Genomic DNA, 18,164 nt, shown 5'->3' on the forward strand with positions numbered 1-18,164 from the left:
CCCCTCATCCGTCTCGGCGCTGCACGCCGATCCACCTTCTCCCACACGGGGAGAAGGAAACGCAGCGCGGTCCCTCCCCAGTCAACTCCCCCGAATTTCCACCGGCATCCAGTTGCCACTGCGCCTGGCCAGGCGTTGCTCGCGCGTTTCGGCATCGAACCGGACAGCGACCGGCTCGCGCGAGAACCGTTCACGCTCGTCGAGCGCGTTGACGATGACGATCGCCCTTGCGTCGTCACCGTCGCCGGCGATTGCCGCGACATAGACGCCGCATTCGCGGCAGACGAGGTAGTCGGCGGTGCGCAGGCCGAAGCGGTAGATCTGCAGCCGTGCCTCGTCCTCGACCGAGATGCTCAGGCGTCCATTCGGGTCGGCCGCCGCGCGCGAGCCGTGCCGGGTGCAGAACGAGCACTGGCAGGCGCGGATTTCCAGTTCGGCCGGATCGAGCGCGGTGGAAAAGCTCAGGCGGATGTTGCCGCAATGGCAGCCGCCGCTGTGAACGGCCATGGCACAGGTTCCTCGTTTGCTCGCACAAGCTACTGTGCCGGCGCCGGCTTCGGAATGGCAGCCTCGAAGGCGACAGCGCCATTTCGCCTGCAAACCGGTTGCCGTTCGGGCGCTTTGCCTGTGCTTTACGAGGTGGGCTTGCCGCCGCGCCTGAGATGCTCGTCCAGCCGCGGCATGATCTCGACGAAGTTGCACGGCATGTGCCGGTAGTCGAGCTGCGCCTTGATGATCCCGTCCCAGGCGTCCTTGCAGGCGCCAGGCGATCCCGGCAGCACGAAGACGAAGGTGGCGTTGACGACGCCGCCTGTCGCCCGGCTCTGAATCGTCGAGGTGCCGATCTTGTCATAGGAGATGCGGTGGAAGACTTCCGAAAAGCCGTCCATGCGCTTTTCGAAGGTCGGTTCCAGCGCCTCAGGCGTCACGTCGCGGCCGGTGAAGCCGGTGCCGCCGGTGGTGATGACAACGTCGATGTTGTCGTCCTTCGACCAGCCGAGCACCTTGTCGCGGATCTTGTCGCGATCGTCGGTGACGATGTCCCGCGCGGCAAGCGTATGGCCGGCTTGCGCGATGCGGTCGGCCAGCGTCTGGCCGGATTTGTCGTCGGCAAGGCTGCGCGTGTCGGAAACCGTTAGCACCGCGATGCGCACCGGGATGAAGGGCCGGCTTTCGTCAAGCTTCGCCATCGCTCACCTCCATGCTGCGGGTCGCGGCGACGAACCAGTCGGAGTGGCGGGCGCGGATCTCGATCGCCGCGCGCTTGGCGACATTGCCGGTCTCGAACAGGCCGAAGCAGGTGGCGCCCGAGCCGGACATGCGCGCGAAGGCAGCGTCGGCGCGCTTGAGCGCCTTCAGCGCCTCGCCGATCGCCGGCTGGATCGAGCGGGCGGCAGGTTCGAGGTCGTTGCGGGTCGTCTCCAGCCAGTTGCGAATGGCGTGGAAGTCGAGGCGCTTCGGCAGCGGCGGCAGCGCCTCGTTGTCGGGGCTGGACAGCGCTTTGAACACGTCCGGCGTCGAGACGGCGATGCCCGGATTGACCAGCACCAGGCCGAGCGCCGGAAACGCGGGCAGGGGGGATACTTCATCACCAATGCCGCGCGCGACCAGCGGCTTGCCCTTGAGGCACATCGGCAGGTCGGCCCCGAGCGAAAGACCGATCCGGGCCAGCGAATTGTCGTCGATATCGAGCTTCCAGAGTCGCGCCAGGGCGTTGAGCGCGGCTGCCGCGTCGCTGGAGCCGCCGCCGACGCCGGACGCGATGGGCAGGTTCTTCTCCAGCCGGATGGCGACGGGCGGTGCATGCTGCGCGCCGGCTTCCCGGCGCAAGGCATCGCGCGCCTTCACCACCAGATTGTCGCCGTCGAGCGGCAGGCCGGCGGCATAGCGGCCGGATACCGAGAAGTCGTCCTGCTCCGCCGGCTCGATCTCGAGCCGGTCGCCGAAACGGGTGAAGACCGCCAGGCTGTCAATGAGATGGTAGCCGTCGGCGCGCTGTCCGGTGACATGCAGCGCCAGATTGATCTTGGCAGGCGCAAGCCAGGTCCGGACCTCTGTGCCGGGCTCGAGAATGTCGGCTGCTGGCGAGATGGGATCAGTCCTTGGCGAGACGATATTCGCCGGTCTTGGGATCCTTGACCAGCGTGCCCATCGTGCCGTTCGCCGCCTGTTTCTCGGTGCGCCGGATCTTGGCCGTCACGCGTTCGGCCTCGCGCACGAAAGCGCGGTAACCAAAGTAAGCGGCGGCGCCGACGACGGCGAAGAAAATGATCTGCGGCATCTCAAAACTCCTCCCGCGTTCTCGCGGCAAGGCCGGCCGGATGGGCTCGGTCAAGCGATCATGCTATCCGCAATCATGGCTTTTTCAAAGCCCGAAGCGAGCCCACAGCGCGCGCTCTTCCGCCGCATCGATGACGCCACTGGCGGCGGCCGCCGCGATATCGGGCGCAGAGAAGCGCGAGCCGAACAGGCCGAAACGGCCAAACAGACCGCGCGGCGCGGTGATCAGCTTGAGCTGCGTCTTGTCGCCGAAACGGGTCCTGAGCACGCCGCGCATATCGCCCAGCGCATCGACAAGGCCGAGCTCCAGGCCTCGCTTGGCGGTCCAGAACAGGCCGGTGAACAGGTCCGGGTCGTCCTTGAGCTTTGTACCGCGCCGCTCCTTGACGAGATCGATGAAGGTCTCGTGCACTTCAAGCTGCAGCGCCTTCAGCCGCTCGACATCTTCCTTCTTCTCCGGCTTGAACGGATCGAGCACGGCCTTGTTCTGTCCGGCCGTGTGGACACGCCGCTCGACGCCGATCTTCTTCATCAGTTCAGGGAAACCGAAAGAGGCCGAGACCACGCCGATCGAGCCGACGATCGACGACGGGTCGGCGAAGATCTCGTCGCCGGCGACCGCGATCATGTAGCCGCCGGAAGCCGCCACGTCCTCGACGAAGACCAGAACCTTCTTGTTCTTTTCCACCGCGAGATCGCGGATGCGCTTGAAGATCAGCCGCGACTGCACCGGCGAGCCGCCCGGCGAATTGATCGAGATGGCGACCGCCGGCGCGTCGAAGCCGAACGCCTTTTCGATGAGGCCGGCCGTCGAGGCGAGCGACAGGCTCGGCCGGAACTGGCCGCCGCCGGCCATGATGGCGCCTTGCAGCCGGATGACCGGAATGGTGACGACTGTCGAGCGCCAGGATTTCGGCAGCAGGCGGTTGAAGAGGCGTTTCACGAAGGAATGTCTCCGGTCCATTTGCAAGGCAGCAAGATGAGATCAGGTCGGTTGGTCTGTTTCACGGCGTCATCTTGCCCTGGGCATGTAGGAATTCGCTGGCCAACGGCAATGCCGCATCGCCAGCCGGTGCATGTCGCGCAAAAGTGTGCAGCGGTTTTGCGAAACAAACATGCATAAACAAAAACTTGAAGCGCGTCGCTAGAATCCATTTCAACGCGACGCGCTTCAAGGATCAATCGCCGAACAGCGATGCCAGGCCGTTATTGATCATTTCGGTCCGCTCCGCCGGCGCGTTGCCGGACGGACCGTGCAAGGTGAGCGGCGGGCGGATCGACAGTTTTCCGCGCGCGCCGAGCACCGCCCTGACGACGATGCGGATCGCCGCCGCGTCCGGTCGCGGATGCACGCACAGCATCTCGGCATCGCCGAAACGCCCCTCGATCGCATCGAGGATGGCGACGAGCTGTTCGGGCCGCGCGATGGCGGCCAGCCCGCCGCGCGGCCTGGCGACGGCGGCGGCGCTCCTGATCCAGCGCTCGAACAGGCCATCCTCCGCCACATGCGCCTCTCGGCGCAGCGCGTCGGGGGTGGTGCGATCCTCGGCGGCGTTGAACGGCGGGTTCATGATGACGAAATCGAAGGAATTGTCGGCAAGTCCTGCCTCGGACCGCGCCCGGCCGGCAAGCGTGACGTCGGCCGTCAGCACCGAGGCGCGGTCGCCGAGATGCGCATTGCCGGGATGCGAAAGCGTGGCGGCGGCGAACCCGGCCATTTCGGCCGAACGTTCGACGAGCACGGCCTGGGCCGCCGGGCAGCGCGATAGCACGGCAAGGGCGGCGGCACCGGCGCCGGCGCCGAAATCGGCGAGACGGCCGGAAAAGCCCGAAGGCACGGCGGCCGCCAGCATCATGGCGTCCATGCCGGCGCGATGACCGCCACGGCTCGGCTGCACCAGCCAGAAGCGGCCGCGATGGAAGGCATCGACCGTGTGCGCCGGCGTATCTGGGGCGATCGTCGCTGCCATTATTTCTGGCGGATTTCGTTTTCGATGCCGGCATCCTTCAGGATGCGGCGCGCCACGTCAGCCTTGTCGGCATCGACCATGACACGCTTCTGCAAAAGGCCGATCGACCCTTCGAGCACGCTCATATTCTGGTCGGCGACGAAACAGGCGATGCCGGCGTCGCGCATCAGCGATTCGACAAAAGAGATCACGACGGCGTCATTGGTGCGGACAAGCTCGATCATGGAACGAAAATCGCAGGTTGCGGCGTTTCTGTAAACGTGCGGGTAGACACACCGTCGGCAAAGGCGCGCCAATTCGCCTCTTGCCGTGCCCGGTTGTGCCGCCCTAGAGTCGGCGCGGGATTAAGGGTGCCGTCGTGCGCGTTAACTCGTGCGCGTTAAACAGACGGGAGTTGTCGTGGTGGGTGTCGTTCTCAACATCGAAGGCAAGCGGGAACCCGCTTCCATCAAGGATTTGATCGATCTGACGGCTGCCGACATGGGCCGGGTCAACGAGCTCATCCTGTCCAAGGCCGGCTCCGACGTCGAGATGATCCCGGAGATCGCCAACCACCTGATCTCGTCGGGCGGCAAGCGGCTGAGACCGATGCTCACGCTCGCCGCCGCGCAGATGTTCGGCTATTCCGGCGAAGGCCATGTCAAGCTCGCCACGGCGGTCGAGTTCATGCACACGGCGACGCTCCTGCATGACGACGTGGTCGACGAGAGCGCGCTGCGCCGCGGCAAGAAGACGGCGCGCATGATCTGGGGCAACCAGGCGAGCGTGCTGGTCGGCGATTTCCTGCTCGGCCAGGCGTTTCGCATGATGGTCGAGGTCGGTTCGCTGGAAGCCCTCGACATCCTATCGGCCGCCGCCTCCATCATCGCCGAGGGCGAGGTCATGCAGCTTGCCGCCGCCAAGAACCTCGAAACCACCGAGGACGAGCATTTCGCCGTCATCAAGGCCAAGACCGCGGCGCTGTTTTCGGCCGCCGCCGAAGTAGGACCGGTCATCGCCCAGGCCTCGCGCACCGATCGCGCGGCACTTCGGTCCTACGGCATGAATCTCGGCCTTGCCTTCCAGCTCATCGACGATGCGCTCGATTATGGCGGCTCCAGCAAGGATCTCGGCAAGAATGTCGGCGACGATTTCCGCGAGGGCAAGGTGACGCTGCCGGTGATCCTCGCCTACCGGCGCGGCACCAAGGCCGAGCGGACCTTCTGGAAGCGCGCCATCGAGGACAATGTCGTCGACGATGCCGCGCTCGAAAAGGCCATCGGCCTGATGGCCCGCCACGGCGCGATCGCCGACACGATCGTCCGCGCCCGCCATTTCGGCGAGATCGCCCGCGACGCGCTCGCCCCGCTGGAGGCGACGCCGCAGAAGTCGGCTTTGATCGACGTCATCGATTTCTGCATCAGCCGCGTCAACTGAGCCTGTCTGTCTTCCAGGCCCTGCTTGGCATCCGTCGGGCATGGCGCCTGTGAATCCCGCGCCGGCCGTCTCGACAAGGGGCGGTTCGGCAAATTATCTATAAAATATGGCCAGCACAGAAGACACCATCGCCGTCCGCATCAGCAAGGAACTGGCGGACCGCATCATTTCGGGCGCCATCGAGCCTGGCTCGCGGCTGCGCCAGGACCATGTCGCCGAGGAATTCAACACCAGCCATGTCCCGGTGCGCGAGGCTTTTCGCCGCCTGGAGGCTCAGGGCCTGGCGATCAGCGAGCCGCGCCGCGGCGTGCGCGTCGCCGCCTTCGATCTCGGCGAGGTCAGGGAGGTGGCCGAGATGCGCGCGGCGCTCGAAGTGCTGGCGCTGCGCCATGCCGCGCCGCATCTGACGGCGTCGATCCTCGACCAGGCCGAGGAGGCGACCAAGGCCGGCGACAAGTCCCGCGACGTGCGCTCCTGGGAAGAGGCCAATCGCACCTTCCACCGGTTGATCCTGGCGCCTTGCAACATGCCGCGCCTGCTCTCTACCATCGACGACCTGCACGCGGCGAGCGCGCGCTTCCTGTTCGGCGCCTGGCGCTCCGAATGGGAAATCCGCACCGACCAGGATCATCGGGCGATCCTGAGCGCGCTCAGGCAAGGCAACGTCGAATCGGCCGCCGCCACGCTCGGTCGGCACGTGCAATGGATCGGCCAGAAGCCGGTCAAGACCGCCTCCGGCAGGACCCGCGACGCCTTCGCCATCGTCGGGTAGCACAGGCGATTGGGCAAGGCCTTCAGCTTCGTCTTCGTGGATAGCATTGGGCGAGGCTTCCCAGCTTCGTCATTCCAGGGCGGAGCAAGGAGCGAAGCGACGCGCGCAGACCCTGGAATCCATGCCGTGACGTCGATCGAAAAGCAAAACGGATCAAGACTTTACGCTGATCGGCGCCCGCCGCCCAGAGCCGGCCATTCTCGACCGCAGGAGCGCTGCCGCCAGGTCACGGCATGGATTCCAGGGTCTCCGCGACGGAGCTCCGCTCCTGCTTCGCCCTGGAATGACGAACCCGCGGGCTTGCCATCTTCGCAAAAATATGGATTCGATAATAGATCGAACGCAAAAATTATCTATAATTTCAATCCAGCCAGGGAAGACACCGTGACCAACGCAGCCGTTTCGACCTACAAGCCCTCCTTCAGCCCACTGCGCCTGCACAGCCGTTCGCTCGCCTGGCAGATCGGCGCCGTCATTCTCGGTTCGCTGTTCCTGGCGCTGTCGTCCTATATCGAGGTGCCGATGGTGCCGGTGCCGGTGACCATGCAGACTTTCGCCGTCACGCTGGTCGGCGCTCTCTATGGCTGGCGCTTCGGCGCGCTCACCATTGCCGCCTGGCTGGTCGAAGGCGCGGCAGGATTTCCGGTGCTGGCGGGCGGCGCGGCTGGCATACAGCATTTCGTCGGCCCGACCGGCGGCTATCTCTTCGCCTTCCCGGTCGTCGGCGCCGTTGTCGGCTGGCTGGCCGAACGCGGCTGGAACGGCAACCGCGTCATGCTCGCCTTCGCCGCCATGCTCATCGGCAACCTGCTTTGCCTCGTTCTCGGCACCGCCTGGCTTGCCGTCATGATCGGCGCTGAGAAGGCCATCACCTTCGGTTTCCTGCCCTTCATCGTCGGCGGCCTGCTCAAGTCGGCGCTGGGCGCGGCGACGCTGAAGCTCTTTTCCACCTATCGGGCGGAACAGCGCGACCGCTCGTCCGGGACGCGATGACCGTCAGGCTGCGCGCCCATCATCTGCTCTGCCTGCTGACCTATGTCGGCAAGGGCTACTCGCCCGCCTTCACCGCCAACTACGACAAGGTGGTGAAGCGGCTGGGTGAGGGTGAGGGGGTTGTGGTCGTTTCCGGTCCGGACGACATCTGCGCCCCGCTGCTCGGCGAGCCTGAGCCGCATTGCCTGCGCCAAAGCGCCGCCGAGCGGGACCGGCTCGCCGCGCGCGACGTGGGGACTTTGCTCGGCCGGCCGATCGAGGACGGCGACCGGTTCGTGCTGGACGCCTCCAGCCTGGCAGGGATGCGCGAGGCCTTTTCCGCCGGCCTGACGCGCCAGGCGTGCTCCGGCTGCGAATGGTCGGGCCTGTGCGACACGGTTGCCGCCGGCGGATTCAGCGGGACGCATCTGTAGGCAATCCGACGCTGGCATATGGGCATCTCAGACCTTCGCGCGGGATTTTTCGGTGGCGCGGCATCGTTTTTTAAGCCGGATGATTGCATTGTGATTCGCTTGGCGATTGAAGCCCGACCCCAAAAAGGCCATGCTTTGACCGGAAAAGATCGAGTCTAAGGGCGGCCTGCCAAGGGCGGGATCGCGTCTGGCTGAAAGGGATACGATGCGGCAAGGACGTGCGCGCTGGCTGACGAGGCTGGCATTTTTGACCGGAGTGGCGCTTTGGGTGCTGCCGGTCCAGGCCAAGGAAGAGGCCAAACCGCTGCAGATCACGTCTTTCTCGGGCGCCTATCTCGCGGCCCATATCGCCGAAAGCGACAACGACCTCGACGATGCGATCGCCTACTACAAGCAGGCGCTGGCCTTTGCGCCGGACGACAAGGAGTTGCAGCAGAGCCTGATGCTGGCGCTGGTCGCGCAAGGCCGCTTCGAGGAATCGCTGGTCTATGCCGACAAGCTGAAGGAAGTGCCCGATGTCGAGCGCTTCTCGCGCCTGGCTCTGGCCATCGATTCCTTCCACAAGAAGGACTACGCCAAGGCGCAGTATTGGCTGAAGCTCTCGCTCGAATCCGATCTCGACCGGTTGCTCTCCGGCGTCATGGAAGGCTGGGCCAAGGAGGGCGCCGGCAACGCGTCCGAGGCCATGGATTCCATCGACAAGCTCAAAGGCCCGGACTGGTTCGGCCTGTTCAAATCCTTCCACCGCGCGCTGATCGCCGATGCCGCCGGCCTGAACGACAAGGCCGATGAGATCTACGCCGCCACCATGGCCGACACCACGGCCGGCGGCTCTGCGCCCGAAACCTGGATGCGCAACGCCCAGGCCTATGCCTCGTTCCTGGTCCGCAAGGGCGACAAGTCGAAGGCCCTGGCGGTGTTGAACCAGGCCGAGGCGTTCGCGCCGGGCAAGCTCGAGATCACCACGCTGCGCGACCGCATCGCCAAGGGCGACAAGATCGAGCCGCTCGTCGCCGGCCCGGCCGACGGCGCGTCCGAAATCCTGCTCGACCTTGCCACCGCGCTCAACCGCGGCGGCGGCGAGCCTTTCGTGCGACTTTACCTGCAATACGCTCTGGCGCTGAAGCCGGACAGCGACGCCGCCCTTGTGCAGCTTGCCGCCGTTGCCGAGCAGCTGAAGGACGGCGAAGGCGCGGTCGCGCTCTACCGCCGCATTCCGGCGTCCTCGCCGCTGAAGGAGCTCTCCGACCTGCAGATCGGCCTCAACCTCGCCGACCTCGACAAGCATGACGAGGCGATTTCCCACCTCAAGGCCTATCTCGACAAGCATCCGGACGACATGCGCGCCTATCTGGCGCTTGGCGGCGTCTATGGTTCAAAGGAAGATTTCCGCTCGGCCGCCAGTCTCTACGACAAGGCCGTCGAGCAGCTGAAGACGCCGACCGCCGCCAACTGGAACATCTTCTACCAGCGCGGCATCGCCTATGAGCGGCTGAAGGAATGGCCGAAGGCGGAACCGAATTTCCGCAAGGCGCTGGAGCTGCAGCCCGACCAGCCGCAGGTCATGAACTATCTCGGCTATTCCTGGGTCGACATGAACATGAACCTCAAGGAAGGCCTGGCGATGATCCAGAAGGCCGTCGACCTGCGGCCGAACGACGGCTACATCGTCGATTCGCTGGGCTGGGCCTATTTCCGCATGGGCCGCTTCGACGACTCCGTGCGCGAAATGGAGCGCGCCGTCTCGCTGAAGCCGGAGGATCCGGTCCTCAACGACCACCTCGGCGATGCCTACTGGCGCGTCGGCCGCAAGCTGGAGGCCACCTATCAGTGGACGCAGGCACGCGACCTGAAGCCCGATCCGGATGTGCTCGCCACTTTGCAGCAGAAGCTGCTCAAGGGCCTGCCGCCGATCGAATCCAACACCGCGCAGGAAACCCCGAAAATGAAGCCGGAGCCGACGCCTGTGCCGAAAGGCTGAGCGATTTTCGTCAACGTTCAAGAATGCGGGGCTCGTCGAGCCCCGTTTTCTTTTCGGCCTGGTGTCTGTCGAGCTTATGGTCGGCTTGCCTCACTCTGAAGGTCGGCAAGTTCTCCAGCGATAGGTTATGTCTGCGGTGGCAGGCAAATGCCTCGGTGATTGGCCGAAACGCCTATCGCGATCGTCATTCTGGGGCGGAGCAGGAGCGAAGCTCCGTCGCGAAGACCCTGGAATCCATGCCGTTACGTTCGCCAAGGCGTGCAACGAGCAAAATTCTGCACCGTGGCGGCGCATCCAAGTCACGGCATGGATTCTATGGTCTGCGCCGCGTCGCTTCGCTCCTTGCTTCGCCATAGAATGACGAGGTTGGGGCGGCTTCAATCCCTGGCGTTTGCGCTGATTTCACGGAAATGAACGAAAAATCTTGCACCAAAACAAGGGCGACCTTTCAAATCCCTGTGTCGAGGAACTAGAACATCTTTCTGTAGACGACGAACCCGGACTTCTCGCCGACCTTGTCGTAGAGCTGCATGGCGGTGTGGTTCGTCTCATGCGTCAGCCAGTAGACGCGGCCCGAACCCGCTTCCCTGGCGCGCTGGTAGACGGCTTCGATCAATGCCCGCCCCACACCCTGGCCGCGCGCGTCCTGTGACGTGAAAAGGTCCTGAAGGTAGCAGTTCGGTGCGATAGCTGTTGTCGAGCGGTGGTAGAGATAGTGGACGAGGCCAAGCAGCTTGCCCTCGCGCTCGGCCACCAGCGCATGCATGGGCTCATAGGCGTCGAAGAAGCGCGACCAGGTCATCTGCGTGATCTCGCCGGCAAGCGCTGTTGGGCCGGAGCGCCCGTAAAACGCGTTATACCCGTCCCAGAGCGGCAGCCACTGCTCGTAATCCTGCCTCGTGACGGGTCGGACGGTAAGTTGACCGGACATAGCGAAACCTTTGTCGTTAAAGCTCGGGCGGAGCAAAGGATCGCCGCCGTTCGCCGGCAATGGGCCAGCCGCACGCAAAGCGTTCAACCTTGTCGGATGCGGGGCGCTGCCTTGACGCTTGCCGGCCCGGCAACTAGGGAAGCGTCATCCTGCGCTTTCCGAGGCCGCCGTGACCATCGAGATCCCTGCCCATATGCATCCCAGCCGCTCTTTCCAGGGGCTGATCCTGACCTTGCACAATTACTGGGCGGACTATGGTTGCCTCATCCTGCAGCCCTACGACATGGAAGTCGGCGCCGGCACCTTCCATCCGGCCACCACCTTGCGCGCGCTTGGCCCGTTGCGCTGGAACGCCGCTTATGTCCAGCCGTCGCGCCGGCCGAAGGACGGTCGCTATGGCGAGAACCCCAACCGCCTGCAGCATTATTACCAGTACCAGGTGATCCTGAAGCCCAATCCGCCGAACCTGCAGGAGCTCTATCTCGGCTCGCTCGCGGCGATCGGCATCGATCCATTGCTGCATGACATCCGCTTCGTCGAAGACGACTGGGAAAGCCCGACGCTGGGCGCCTGGGGCCTCGGCTGGGAATGCTGGTGCGACGGCATGGAAGTCTCGCAGTTCACCTATTTCCAGCAGGTCTGCGGCATCGAATGCGCGCCGGTGGCGGGCGAATTGACCTACGGGCTGGAGCGGCTCGCCATGTATGTGCAGGGCGTCGACAATGTCTACGACCTGAACTTCAACGGCCGCGAGGGCGCCGAGAAGGTCACTTACGGCGATGTCTTCCTGCAGGCCGAGCAGGAATATTCGCGCCACAACTTCGAATTCGCCAACACTGCGATGCTGCTCAGGCATTTCGAGGACGCCGAGGCCGAGTGCAAGGCGCTGCTCGATGCCGGCACGCCCAAGCCGAGCGACAATCTGGCGATGCACCGCATGGTCTTCCCGGCCTACGACCAGTGCATCAAGGCAAGCCATGTCTTCAACCTGCTCGACGCGCGCGGCGTGATCTCGGTCACCGAGCGGCAAAGCTACATCCTGCGCGTGCGCAATTTGGCCAAGGCATGCGGCGAGGCGTTCCTCAAGACGCGGGCTGGCGGGCTGGCTGCTTAGCGAACCGACTGCAGCTTTGGCGCTTGATCCTCCTTTTGTTCCCGTGTAGGTTGCAGGAACGTGCTGGGGGGAACAGGCAGCGTGGGCATTCTCAAGAATTTTTCGACAAGTACGAGCTGGGTCGTCAGGCTGCTGTGGATCGGCATCGCCGTCGACGTGATCGCCGTACTTTCAGGTCTGTCGGAGATCTGGCTGCTGAGTGATATCGAAGCCGGCACCTATGATTACGATGTCACCGCCGCGGCCAATCGGAACGACAGCCGGCAGGGGGCGATAGGCATCGTCCAGCTCGTTCTCTATCTCGCGCAGGCGATTGTCATTCTCGGCTGGATCAGACTGGCCAACAAGAACGCCAGGGCGCTTGGCGCCCGTGGCATGGAGTTCACCCCCGGCTGGGCGATCGGCTGGTATTTCATCCCTATCGCCAACCTTTGGAAGCCCTATCAGGCGATGTTGGAGATTTGGCGGGCAAGCAGTGGGTCTCCCGACTGGAAATCGGCCGGAACATCCGGAACGCTTCAGGGCTGGTGGGCCGCCTGGCTGGTGGCCAACGCGCTCGGCCGGGTCTCCTTCAGGCTCTCCATGAAAGCGCGGGAAATTCCGGAACTGAAGAACGCCTCGATTGCGACTGCCGTCTCCGATGTCGCCAGCGTTGTGCTGAGCCTGCTTTTCCTGGAAGTCGTGAAGGAGATTTATCGGCGGCAAACCGCCTGGCCCGCCGCCGCTCCCGCAATGCCTCAGGACAGCGCCGGCTTGCCTGAAACAGCATAGGTCACCGCAGCCAGGATATTCTGGCCGCTCGAGCCATCGATCGTGCGCATGGCCTGCCTCACCCCCGGCATCGTGATCACGCCGTGCATCTGGGCGGCGAAGCAGGCGCTGAGCGCCAGGATCTGCAGGGTTCTCGATGCCGTTTTCATCGTCGTTCAGCCAATAGGTCTCTGCCTGAGCGTGTGTCGCTTCAGCGCAGCATTCGGTTCATGGGAAGTTCTGCTCCAAGGACGATCGACCTCGTTGCGTCCCGACAGCGGCTTGAAATTCCGTGAATTCGCTTCAAGAGGCGATCCGCTAGCGGGGTGACAGCGGCCGGCCGAGTTGCTATTTCCCGCCCATTCGTTACGGCGCTGACGCGCCGGCCCTTCCCATCAAGGGGAGGGTGGGAGCCAAATCATGCCTGACCTATTGCTAGAACTTCGCTCGGAAGAGATTCCCGCCCGCATGCAGCGCAAGGCTGCCGGCGACCTGAGGAAGATGCTGACCGATGGTCTGGTCGAGGCGGGTCTGACCTATGAAGCGGCGCGCGAATACTGGACGCCGCGGCGCCTGGCGCTCGACATCCGCGGGCTGACGGCGCGCTCCAAGGACATCCGCGAGGAGATCAAGGGTCCCTCGACCACGGCGCCCGAGCAGGCGGTGCAGGGTTTCCTGCGCAAGGCCGGGCTTTCGTCGATCGCCGAGGCGCATGTCCATTCCGACCCGAAGAAGGGCGACTTCTACGTCGCCCATATCGCGAAGCCGGGCAGGGCGGCCGAGGAGATCATCGCCGAACTGGTGCCGGGCATCATTCGCGCCTTCCCCTGGCCGAAATCGATGCGCTGGGGGCCGGCCTCGGCAAAACCCGGCTCGCTGCGCTGGGTGCGGCCGCTGCAGTCGATCGTCTGCACTTTTGGCCCGGAGACCGAAGAGCCGGTCGTGGTCGATTTCGAGATCGACGGCATCCGCGCCGGCAACGTCACCTATGGCCACCGTTTCCACGCGCCGGGCGCGATCACCGTGCGCCGCTTCGACGACTATGTGTCGAAGCTCGAGGCGGCCAAGGTCGTGCTCGACGCCGACCGGCGCAAGGAGATCATCCTGGCCGATGCGCGCAACATCGCCTTCGCCAACGGCCTCGACCTGGTCGAGGACGAGGGCCTGCTGGAGGAGGTTTCCGGCCTGGTCGAATGGCCGGTCGTGCTGATGGGCGAGTTCGAGCAGGATTTCCTCACCATTCCGGGCGAGGTCATCCGCCTCACCATCCGAGCCAACCAGAAATGCTTCGTCACCCGGCCACAAGGTGCGGCCGAGGACCTGTCGAACCGCTTCATCCCGGTCGCCAACATCGAGGCGAGCGACGGCGGCAAGGAGATCGCGCGCGGCAACGGCAAGGTGGTGCGCGCGCGCCTGTCCGACGCGCTCTATTTCTGGAAGACCGACCAGGGCGATCTGCCGGACCTCGGCATGCTGCAAGAGTCGGCGGCGAAGTTCGGCCTCGACCTGAAGAAGCCGCTCGACCAGCGCATGGCACGCCTCGATCATCTCAACGTCACCTTCCATGCCAAACTCGGCACGCAAGGTGCGCGTGTGGAGCGCATCAAGCAGCTGGCGCGAGGGCTTGCGCCTGTCGTCGGTGCCGATACCGCATTGGTCGCCCGCGCCGCCGTGCTCGCCAAGGCTGACCTGCAGACCGAGGTGGTTGGCGAGTTCCCCGAACTTCAGGGCGCAATGGGCCGCAAATATGCGCTGCTGCAGGGCGAGCATCCGTCGGTCGCGGCCGCCGCGGAGGAGCACTACAAGCCGCAAGGCCCGTCTGATCGCGTGCCGACCGATCCGGTCTCGGTTGCCGTCGCGCTCGCCGACAAGCTCGACACGCTGACCGGCTTCTGGGCGATCGATGAAAAGCCGACTGGCTCGAAGGATCCGTTCGCCCTGCGCCGCGCCGCGCTTGGCGTGGTGAGGATCCTCATCGAGAACCGGATTCGCCTGGCGCTGAAGTCTGTTTTCGCCAAGGCCTTTGCAAACTTCAAAGGCGGCGCGGATCAGTCGTCCGACCTCCTTGCCTTCTTCCACGACCGCCTGAAGGTTTATCTTCGCGACCAGGGCGCCCGGCACGATCTGATCGACGCAGTCATCACGCCGCAGTCCGACGACCTGCTGCAGATCGTGCGCCGCGTCGAGGCGCTCGGTTCCTTGCTCGACACCGACGAGGGCAGGAACCTGCTCGCCGGCACCAAGCGCGCCGCCAACATCCTGGCCGCCGAGGAGAAGAAGAAAACGCCGGTCGCCGAGACTGTTGAGCCGGCGCTGTTCCGCGAGGGAGCGGAAAAGAAGCTCAATGCCGCGGTGAATCAGGCCGAGAAGGAAGCCGGCCAAGCGATTCAAAACGAAGATTTTTCGGCTGCCATGCTGGCGCTTAGCGTGTTGCGCGAACCGGTTGATTCATTCTTTGAGGGCGTTCTCGTGAATGATGAGGACCAGGCCGTGCGCGCTAACCGTCTGGCGCTGCTTGCCCGCATCCGGACCGCCACCGATCAGGTCGCGGATTTTTCAAAAATCGTCGGCTGATAGCGCGAAAATCGCGCCTTCCAACTTGCCCGCATCCGCTAGGATGCGGGCATTCCTCGACAATTCGGCGCACGAAATTTAATGCGCCGGAGCCGGCTTACAGTCATATGACGATGACCTCCGCATGGGACAACCGATACATGTCGCCCGGAAGTGTGCAGCGGTTCCGGGACCACGACATGCATCAGACAAAAGACGTTCCCCAACCACGGAGGCATGCCATGAATTCCGTTGACGATATCGACCTGATTGAAGAGACCCCGGCCGCCGCCGAGGCCATCGAATCCGCTTCCGAAAACCTGCTCGACCACGCTGCCGCCGCGGCGGTCGAATCCGCCGAGCCATCCGAAGACGATGAGGAAGAAGGCGACGACGAGGAGGCCACTGCCTCGGCCGACGATGAGTCGGACGACGAGGATGAAGATGACGACGAAGACGGCGACGACGAACACGAAGACGCCGACGAAGAAGCCAAAGCCTCGGGCGACGATAAGTCCGACGACGAGGATGAAGATGGCGACGACGATGAAGACGACGCCGACGAGTCCGACGATGACGACAAGGAAGACGCGGCCTGAGCCGTCTCCTCTCGTCTGAAATGAGGGGCGGCGCGTTATGCGTCGCCCCTTTTCGTCAGGCTTGCCCTGTCACTCTTCGAGAAGCTGACCTCGTCAATCTTCCAGGAAGATTGACCCGTCAATCTTCCACGATGCTGACCCGCACGCTGTCGGGATAGACGTCGACCTCGATCAACGGCTCGCCATTGACGATGGCCCGCCTTGTGGCGCTGCTCATGGCGCCGCCACGTTCCAGCATGCGCTGCAGGTCGGCGCGCGAACCATCGCTGCGGAACCAGGAATCGCCCTGGTCGTCGCTGTCGCGCCGGTGGAACTTGTGCCAGTTGGCGCGGTCCTGCCGCACCATCTGCGCCGCGCTGCTCAGCGGATAGCCGTCGCTGGCGCGATGATCGCGATCGGAAATGCGCGCCGTGTAAGAACCGAGCATGTCGTCGGCCCGCGCCGTGCCCGCGCTCAGCGCTATTGCCGCCATCAACCCGGCGACGGCCATTGCTTTCGAGACAGTCATGAAATCCCCCTTCTTTTTGAAACGCCAACCCATCGTGCCATATCCCGATGACGGAGATCGGACAGGCAATTCCGTTCGGAATTGCGTCCCGACAAACTGCGCCTAGCACATCGAGGTGGTGTGCAGTGTGATCTACATCGCCTTGCCGACGCGCGGCAGCGGCTGCGCATTTGGAGGCTGCGCGTTGGCCGTCGCGGCGGGCTGGTTGCCGGTTTTGCCGTTCGAAGCGGACGCGGTGCCGTTCGCGGGCGTCGCCGTCGAAGTGCCGTTTGCCGGCGCGGTGGCCGCGGGTGTGGTTGTCGGTGTTGCGGGTTTGGCCGACGCGGTCGCCGCCGGCGTCGAGAAGGCGCCGCCGACAATGCCGCCCCGGATGATCATCGGGGCCTGCTGGTGCCCGGACTTCTCGGGAATTGCCGCGACCTTTTCGTCGGTGACGGCGGGCACGGGATCGCCCAGCGCTATCATCGACGGCGTCGAGGCCGCGGACTGCTTGGTTGCCTCGATTGCATTCAGCCTGACGACGGAAGGCGTCGAGGTCGAGAGTCCGACAACGACGATCGACGAAGCCTGTGCCGCGCCGCTCATCGCCAAAAGGCTGATACCGAACGCTCCGAGCAAACGCATCACAAAAACTCCCCAGCCCGCAACCAACTCAAGCCCGCACCTTAGAGCCGGCACATTGAAGCCGGCTTGCGCGGAAACTTAACATTTTAGGGATTGATAAATCGCCAATGCCCGCACTTGCCCGATGCAAGCGGCCGTATTACGGGACCGGCATGTCTAAAGCGCGTCGCGTTGAAACGGATTCAATCGACGCGCTTTAGGTTTTGTTTCATGCATGTCGTTGTCCCAAAACCGCTGCACACTTTTGGGCAACATGCATCAGGACTGGTGGCGAATTTGGCTGAGATACTGGCGATCGGCGAGGCTCTGGAGCGGGCTTTGGCGTTGCTCGAAGGCGGCGACGTCGTCGCCATCCCGACCGAGACGGTTTACGGCCTTGCCGGCGATGCCACCAATGGCGTCGCCGTGGCGCGCATTTTCGAGGCCAAGGGCCGGCCGCGCTTCAACCCGCTGATCGCCCATGTCGCCGATCGCGCGATGGCGGACCGTATCGCCGGCTTCGATCCGCTTTCGGCAAGACTGGCCGAAGCCTTCTGGCCCGGCCCGCTGACCTTGGTGTTGCCGCACAGGGCGGACAGCGGCATCCATCCGCTGGTCACGGCGGGGCTGGACACGATCGCGCTGCGCATGCCGCGCGGGTTCGGCGGCGAGCTGATCGCGCGGCTCGGCCGGCCGCTCGCCGCCCCCAGCGCCAATTCCTCCGGAAGGATCAGCGGCACCACGGCGGGCGCGGTCGCGGCCGATCTCGGCGACAGGATCAGGCTGGTCGTCGATGGCGGCGCGACGCCTGTCGGGCTGGAATCGACTATTCTCAAGGTCGAGAACGGCAAGCTGCGGCTGCTGCGGCCCGGCGGCATCTCCGCCGAGGAGATCGAGGCGGTGGCCGGCGCGAAACTATCGCGCGGCGCCAGCGGCATCGAGGCGCCGGGCATGCTTGCCTCGCATTACGCGCCAGGCGCCGCGATGCGGCTCAATGTCGAGGACGTTGCCCAAGGCGAGGCTTTGCTTGCGTTCGGCCGCAACCGCGCCGCGGGCTGGGAGCGGGCCGTCGCGCTGCGCAATCTCTCCGAAACGGGCGACCTGCGCGAGGCGGCCAGCAACCTCTTCGCCTTCATGCAGGCGCTCGACCGTGCCGGCGCCGCCACCATCGCCGTCGAGCCGATCCCGTTCGAGGGCCTGGGCGAGGCGATCAACGACCGGCTTGCCCGCGCCGCCGCGCCGCGTGACAAGAACGGCTGAGCCTATCTCTTTGTTTTGACG

The 18,164-nt window shown here is 64.6% G+C and carries 22 protein-coding genes; 10 read left to right on the top strand and 12 right to left on the bottom strand.

Translation table 11 applies throughout. The features are described 5' to 3' along the window. Positions 1-81: 81 nt before the first annotated feature. The 8 genes from WDX12_RS19490 to WDX12_RS19525 all read right to left on the bottom strand — a co-directional run bounded on the left by WDX12_RS19490 (position 82) and on the right by WDX12_RS19525 (position 4,474). Positions 82-507, bottom strand: coding sequence for a GFA family protein (locus WDX12_RS19490; RefSeq protein ID WP_434721657.1), 426 nt, complete (start codon positions 505-507; stop codon positions 82-84). A 125-nt stretch (positions 508-632) separates the two neighbouring features. Beyond that, positions 633-1,190 (bottom strand): molybdenum cofactor biosynthesis protein B, encoded by a 558-nt coding sequence (moaB, locus tag WDX12_RS19495; protein WP_434721658.1) that lies wholly within the window; start codon positions 1,188-1,190, stop codon positions 633-635. Further along, on the bottom strand, positions 1,177-2,073 hold the full coding sequence (locus WDX12_RS19500; protein WP_434725677.1) for a 4-(cytidine 5'-diphospho)-2-C-methyl-D-erythritol kinase: 897 nt from the start codon (positions 2,071-2,073) through the stop codon (positions 1,177-1,179). The genes moaB and WDX12_RS19500 overlap by 14 nt, the downstream gene beginning before the upstream one ends. A gap of 22 nt (positions 2,074-2,095) precedes the next feature. Then, complete coding sequence (locus tag WDX12_RS19505) at positions 2,096-2,281, bottom strand: membrane protein (RefSeq protein WP_027164591.1); 186 nt, start codon at positions 2,279-2,281, stop codon at positions 2,096-2,098. Between the two features lie 84 nt (positions 2,282-2,365). Beyond that, on the bottom strand, positions 2,366-3,223 hold the full coding sequence (locus tag WDX12_RS19510) for a S49 family peptidase (RefSeq protein ID WP_434721659.1): 858 nt from the start codon (positions 3,221-3,223) through the stop codon (positions 2,366-2,368). 61 nt (positions 3,224-3,284) lie between these two features. Next, positions 3,285-3,455 carry a hypothetical protein gene (locus WDX12_RS19515; protein ID WP_320294703.1) on the bottom strand — a complete coding sequence of 57 codons (171 nt, stop codon included), beginning with the start codon at positions 3,453-3,455 and terminating at the stop codon, positions 3,285-3,287. Positions 3,456-3,458: 3 nt separating this feature from the next. Next, positions 3,459-4,250 carry a tRNA1(Val) (adenine(37)-N6)-methyltransferase gene (locus WDX12_RS19520; RefSeq protein ID WP_434721660.1) on the bottom strand — a complete coding sequence of 264 codons (792 nt, stop codon included), beginning with the start codon at positions 4,248-4,250 and terminating at the stop codon, positions 3,459-3,461. Continuing rightward, entirely contained in the window at positions 4,250-4,474 is a 225-nt protein-coding gene (locus WDX12_RS19525) for a DUF2007 domain-containing protein (RefSeq protein ID WP_040991013.1), read from the bottom strand. The genes WDX12_RS19520 and WDX12_RS19525 overlap by 1 nt, the downstream gene beginning before the upstream one ends. Positions 4,475-4,652: 178 nt before the next feature. On the opposite strand from WDX12_RS19525, the gene WDX12_RS19530 reads away from it, so the two are divergent. From WDX12_RS19530 to WDX12_RS19550, 5 genes are all read left to right on the top strand, one after another. Further along, entirely contained in the window at positions 4,653-5,666 is a 1,014-nt protein-coding gene (locus WDX12_RS19530; RefSeq protein ID WP_320294705.1) for a polyprenyl synthetase family protein, read from the top strand. A 106-nt stretch (positions 5,667-5,772) separates the two neighbouring features. Beyond that, positions 5,773-6,438: a GntR family transcriptional regulator gene (locus WDX12_RS19535; protein WP_434721661.1), complete on the top strand. Its 666-nt coding sequence runs from the start codon at positions 5,773-5,775 to the stop codon at positions 6,436-6,438. Positions 6,439-6,822: 384 nt separating this feature from the next. Beyond that, positions 6,823-7,431, top strand: a complete 609-nt coding sequence (locus WDX12_RS19540) for a biotin transporter BioY (protein ID WP_320294707.1) — start codon at positions 6,823-6,825, stop codon at positions 7,429-7,431. After that, positions 7,428-7,844 (top strand): DUF1284 domain-containing protein, encoded by a 417-nt coding sequence (locus tag WDX12_RS19545; RefSeq protein WP_434721662.1) that lies wholly within the window; start codon positions 7,428-7,430, stop codon positions 7,842-7,844. The genes WDX12_RS19540 and WDX12_RS19545 overlap by 4 nt, the downstream gene beginning before the upstream one ends. Positions 7,845-8,049: 205 nt before the next feature. Further along, positions 8,050-9,825, top strand: a complete 1,776-nt coding sequence (locus WDX12_RS19550; RefSeq protein ID WP_434721663.1) for a tetratricopeptide repeat protein — start codon at positions 8,050-8,052, stop codon at positions 9,823-9,825. A 469-nt stretch (positions 9,826-10,294) separates the two neighbouring features. Here WDX12_RS19550 and WDX12_RS19555 read toward each other — a convergent pair whose 3' ends face one another. Further along, on the bottom strand, positions 10,295-10,756 hold the full coding sequence (locus WDX12_RS19555) for a GNAT family N-acetyltransferase (protein WP_320294710.1): 462 nt from the start codon (positions 10,754-10,756) through the stop codon (positions 10,295-10,297). A 193-nt stretch (positions 10,757-10,949) separates the two neighbouring features. Between WDX12_RS19555 and WDX12_RS19560 the strand changes: the two genes are divergently transcribed. Both WDX12_RS19560 and WDX12_RS19565 read left to right on the top strand, forming a co-directional pair. Further along, a complete protein-coding gene (locus WDX12_RS19560) occupies positions 10,950-11,870 on the top strand; it encodes a glycine--tRNA ligase subunit alpha (RefSeq protein WP_320295032.1) in 921 nt (306 codons plus the stop codon). An 81-nt stretch (positions 11,871-11,951) separates the two neighbouring features. Beyond that, positions 11,952-12,641, top strand: a complete 690-nt coding sequence (locus WDX12_RS19565; protein WP_434721664.1) for a DUF4328 domain-containing protein — start codon at positions 11,952-11,954, stop codon at positions 12,639-12,641. Here WDX12_RS19565 and WDX12_RS19570 read toward each other — a convergent pair. After that, positions 12,608-12,790 carry a hypothetical protein gene (locus tag WDX12_RS19570; RefSeq protein WP_320294712.1) on the bottom strand — a complete coding sequence of 61 codons (183 nt, stop codon included), beginning with the start codon at positions 12,788-12,790 and terminating at the stop codon, positions 12,608-12,610. The two genes, WDX12_RS19565 and WDX12_RS19570, sit on opposite strands and share 34 nt — an antisense overlap. Positions 12,791-13,040: 250 nt before the next feature. On the opposite strand from WDX12_RS19570, the gene glyS reads away from it, so the two are divergent. After that, positions 13,041-15,194, top strand: a complete 2,154-nt coding sequence (gene glyS / locus WDX12_RS19575; RefSeq protein ID WP_434721665.1) for a glycine--tRNA ligase subunit beta — start codon at positions 13,041-13,043, stop codon at positions 15,192-15,194. A gap of 221 nt (positions 15,195-15,415) precedes the next feature. After that, complete coding sequence (locus WDX12_RS19580) at positions 15,416-15,772, top strand: ATPase (protein ID WP_434721666.1); 357 nt, start codon at positions 15,416-15,418, stop codon at positions 15,770-15,772. 118 nt (positions 15,773-15,890) lie between these two features. Here the strand turns inward: WDX12_RS19580 and WDX12_RS19585 are convergent, their stop codons facing one another. Together WDX12_RS19585 and WDX12_RS19590 are read right to left on the bottom strand one after the other, a co-directional pair. Further along, the gene (locus WDX12_RS19585; RefSeq protein WP_320294715.1) at positions 15,891-16,280 is read right to left on the bottom strand and encodes a hypothetical protein; all 390 of its coding nucleotides are present in this window, start codon (positions 16,278-16,280) and stop codon (positions 15,891-15,893) included. 132 nt (positions 16,281-16,412) lie between these two features. Continuing rightward, positions 16,413-16,904 (bottom strand): hypothetical protein, encoded by a 492-nt coding sequence (locus WDX12_RS19590; protein WP_434721667.1) that lies wholly within the window; start codon positions 16,902-16,904, stop codon positions 16,413-16,415. Positions 16,905-17,180: 276 nt separating this feature from the next. On the opposite strand from WDX12_RS19590, the gene WDX12_RS19595 reads away from it, so the two are divergent. Further along, positions 17,181-18,143, top strand: a complete 963-nt coding sequence (locus WDX12_RS19595; protein ID WP_434721668.1) for an L-threonylcarbamoyladenylate synthase — start codon at positions 17,181-17,183, stop codon at positions 18,141-18,143. Positions 18,144-18,164: the final 21 nt, after the last annotated feature.

The sequence above is a fragment of the Mesorhizobium sp. RIZ17 genome (assembly GCF_051127865.1).
Lineage (GTDB): Bacteria > Pseudomonadota > Alphaproteobacteria > Rhizobiales > Rhizobiaceae > Mesorhizobium > Mesorhizobium humile.

Bases quoted from the DNA above. Each gene is read 5' to 3' on its own strand.
- WDX12_RS19490 (WP_434721657.1), bottom strand. From the start codon at position 507: ATGGCCGTTCACAGCGGCGGCTGCCATTGCGGCAACATCCGCCTGAGC.
- moaB (WP_434721658.1), bottom strand. From the start codon at position 1,190: ATGGCGAAGCTTGACGAAAGCCGGCCCTTCATCCCGGTGCGCATCGCG.
- WDX12_RS19505 (WP_027164591.1), bottom strand. From the start codon at position 2,281: ATGCCGCAGATCATTTTCTTCGCCGTCGTCGGCGCCGCCGCTTACTTT.
- WDX12_RS19520 (WP_434721660.1), bottom strand. From the start codon at position 4,250: ATGGCAGCGACGATCGCCCCAGATACGCCGGCGCACACGGTCGATGCC.
- WDX12_RS19525 (WP_040991013.1), bottom strand. From the start codon at position 4,474: ATGATCGAGCTTGTCCGCACCAATGACGCCGTCGTGATCTCTTTTGTC.
- WDX12_RS19535 (WP_434721661.1), top strand. From the start codon at position 5,773: ATGGCCAGCACAGAAGACACCATCGCCGTCCGCATCAGCAAGGAACTG.
- WDX12_RS19545 (WP_434721662.1), top strand. From the start codon at position 7,428: ATGACCGTCAGGCTGCGCGCCCATCATCTGCTCTGCCTGCTGACCTAT.
- WDX12_RS19550 (WP_434721663.1), top strand. From the start codon at position 8,050: ATGCGGCAAGGACGTGCGCGCTGGCTGACGAGGCTGGCATTTTTGACC.
- WDX12_RS19555 (WP_320294710.1), bottom strand. From the start codon at position 10,756: ATGTCCGGTCAACTTACCGTCCGACCCGTCACGAGGCAGGATTACGAG.
- WDX12_RS19560 (WP_320295032.1), top strand. From the start codon at position 10,950: ATGCATCCCAGCCGCTCTTTCCAGGGGCTGATCCTGACCTTGCACAAT.
- WDX12_RS19570 (WP_320294712.1), bottom strand. From the start codon at position 12,790: ATGAAAACGGCATCGAGAACCCTGCAGATCCTGGCGCTCAGCGCCTGC.
- glyS (WP_434721665.1), top strand. From the start codon at position 13,041: ATGCCTGACCTATTGCTAGAACTTCGCTCGGAAGAGATTCCCGCCCGC.
- WDX12_RS19580 (WP_434721666.1), top strand. From the start codon at position 15,416: ATGAATTCCGTTGACGATATCGACCTGATTGAAGAGACCCCGGCCGCC.
- WDX12_RS19585 (WP_320294715.1), bottom strand. From the start codon at position 16,280: ATGACTGTCTCGAAAGCAATGGCCGTCGCCGGGTTGATGGCGGCAATA.
- WDX12_RS19590 (WP_434721667.1), bottom strand. From the start codon at position 16,904: ATGCGTTTGCTCGGAGCGTTCGGTATCAGCCTTTTGGCGATGAGCGGC.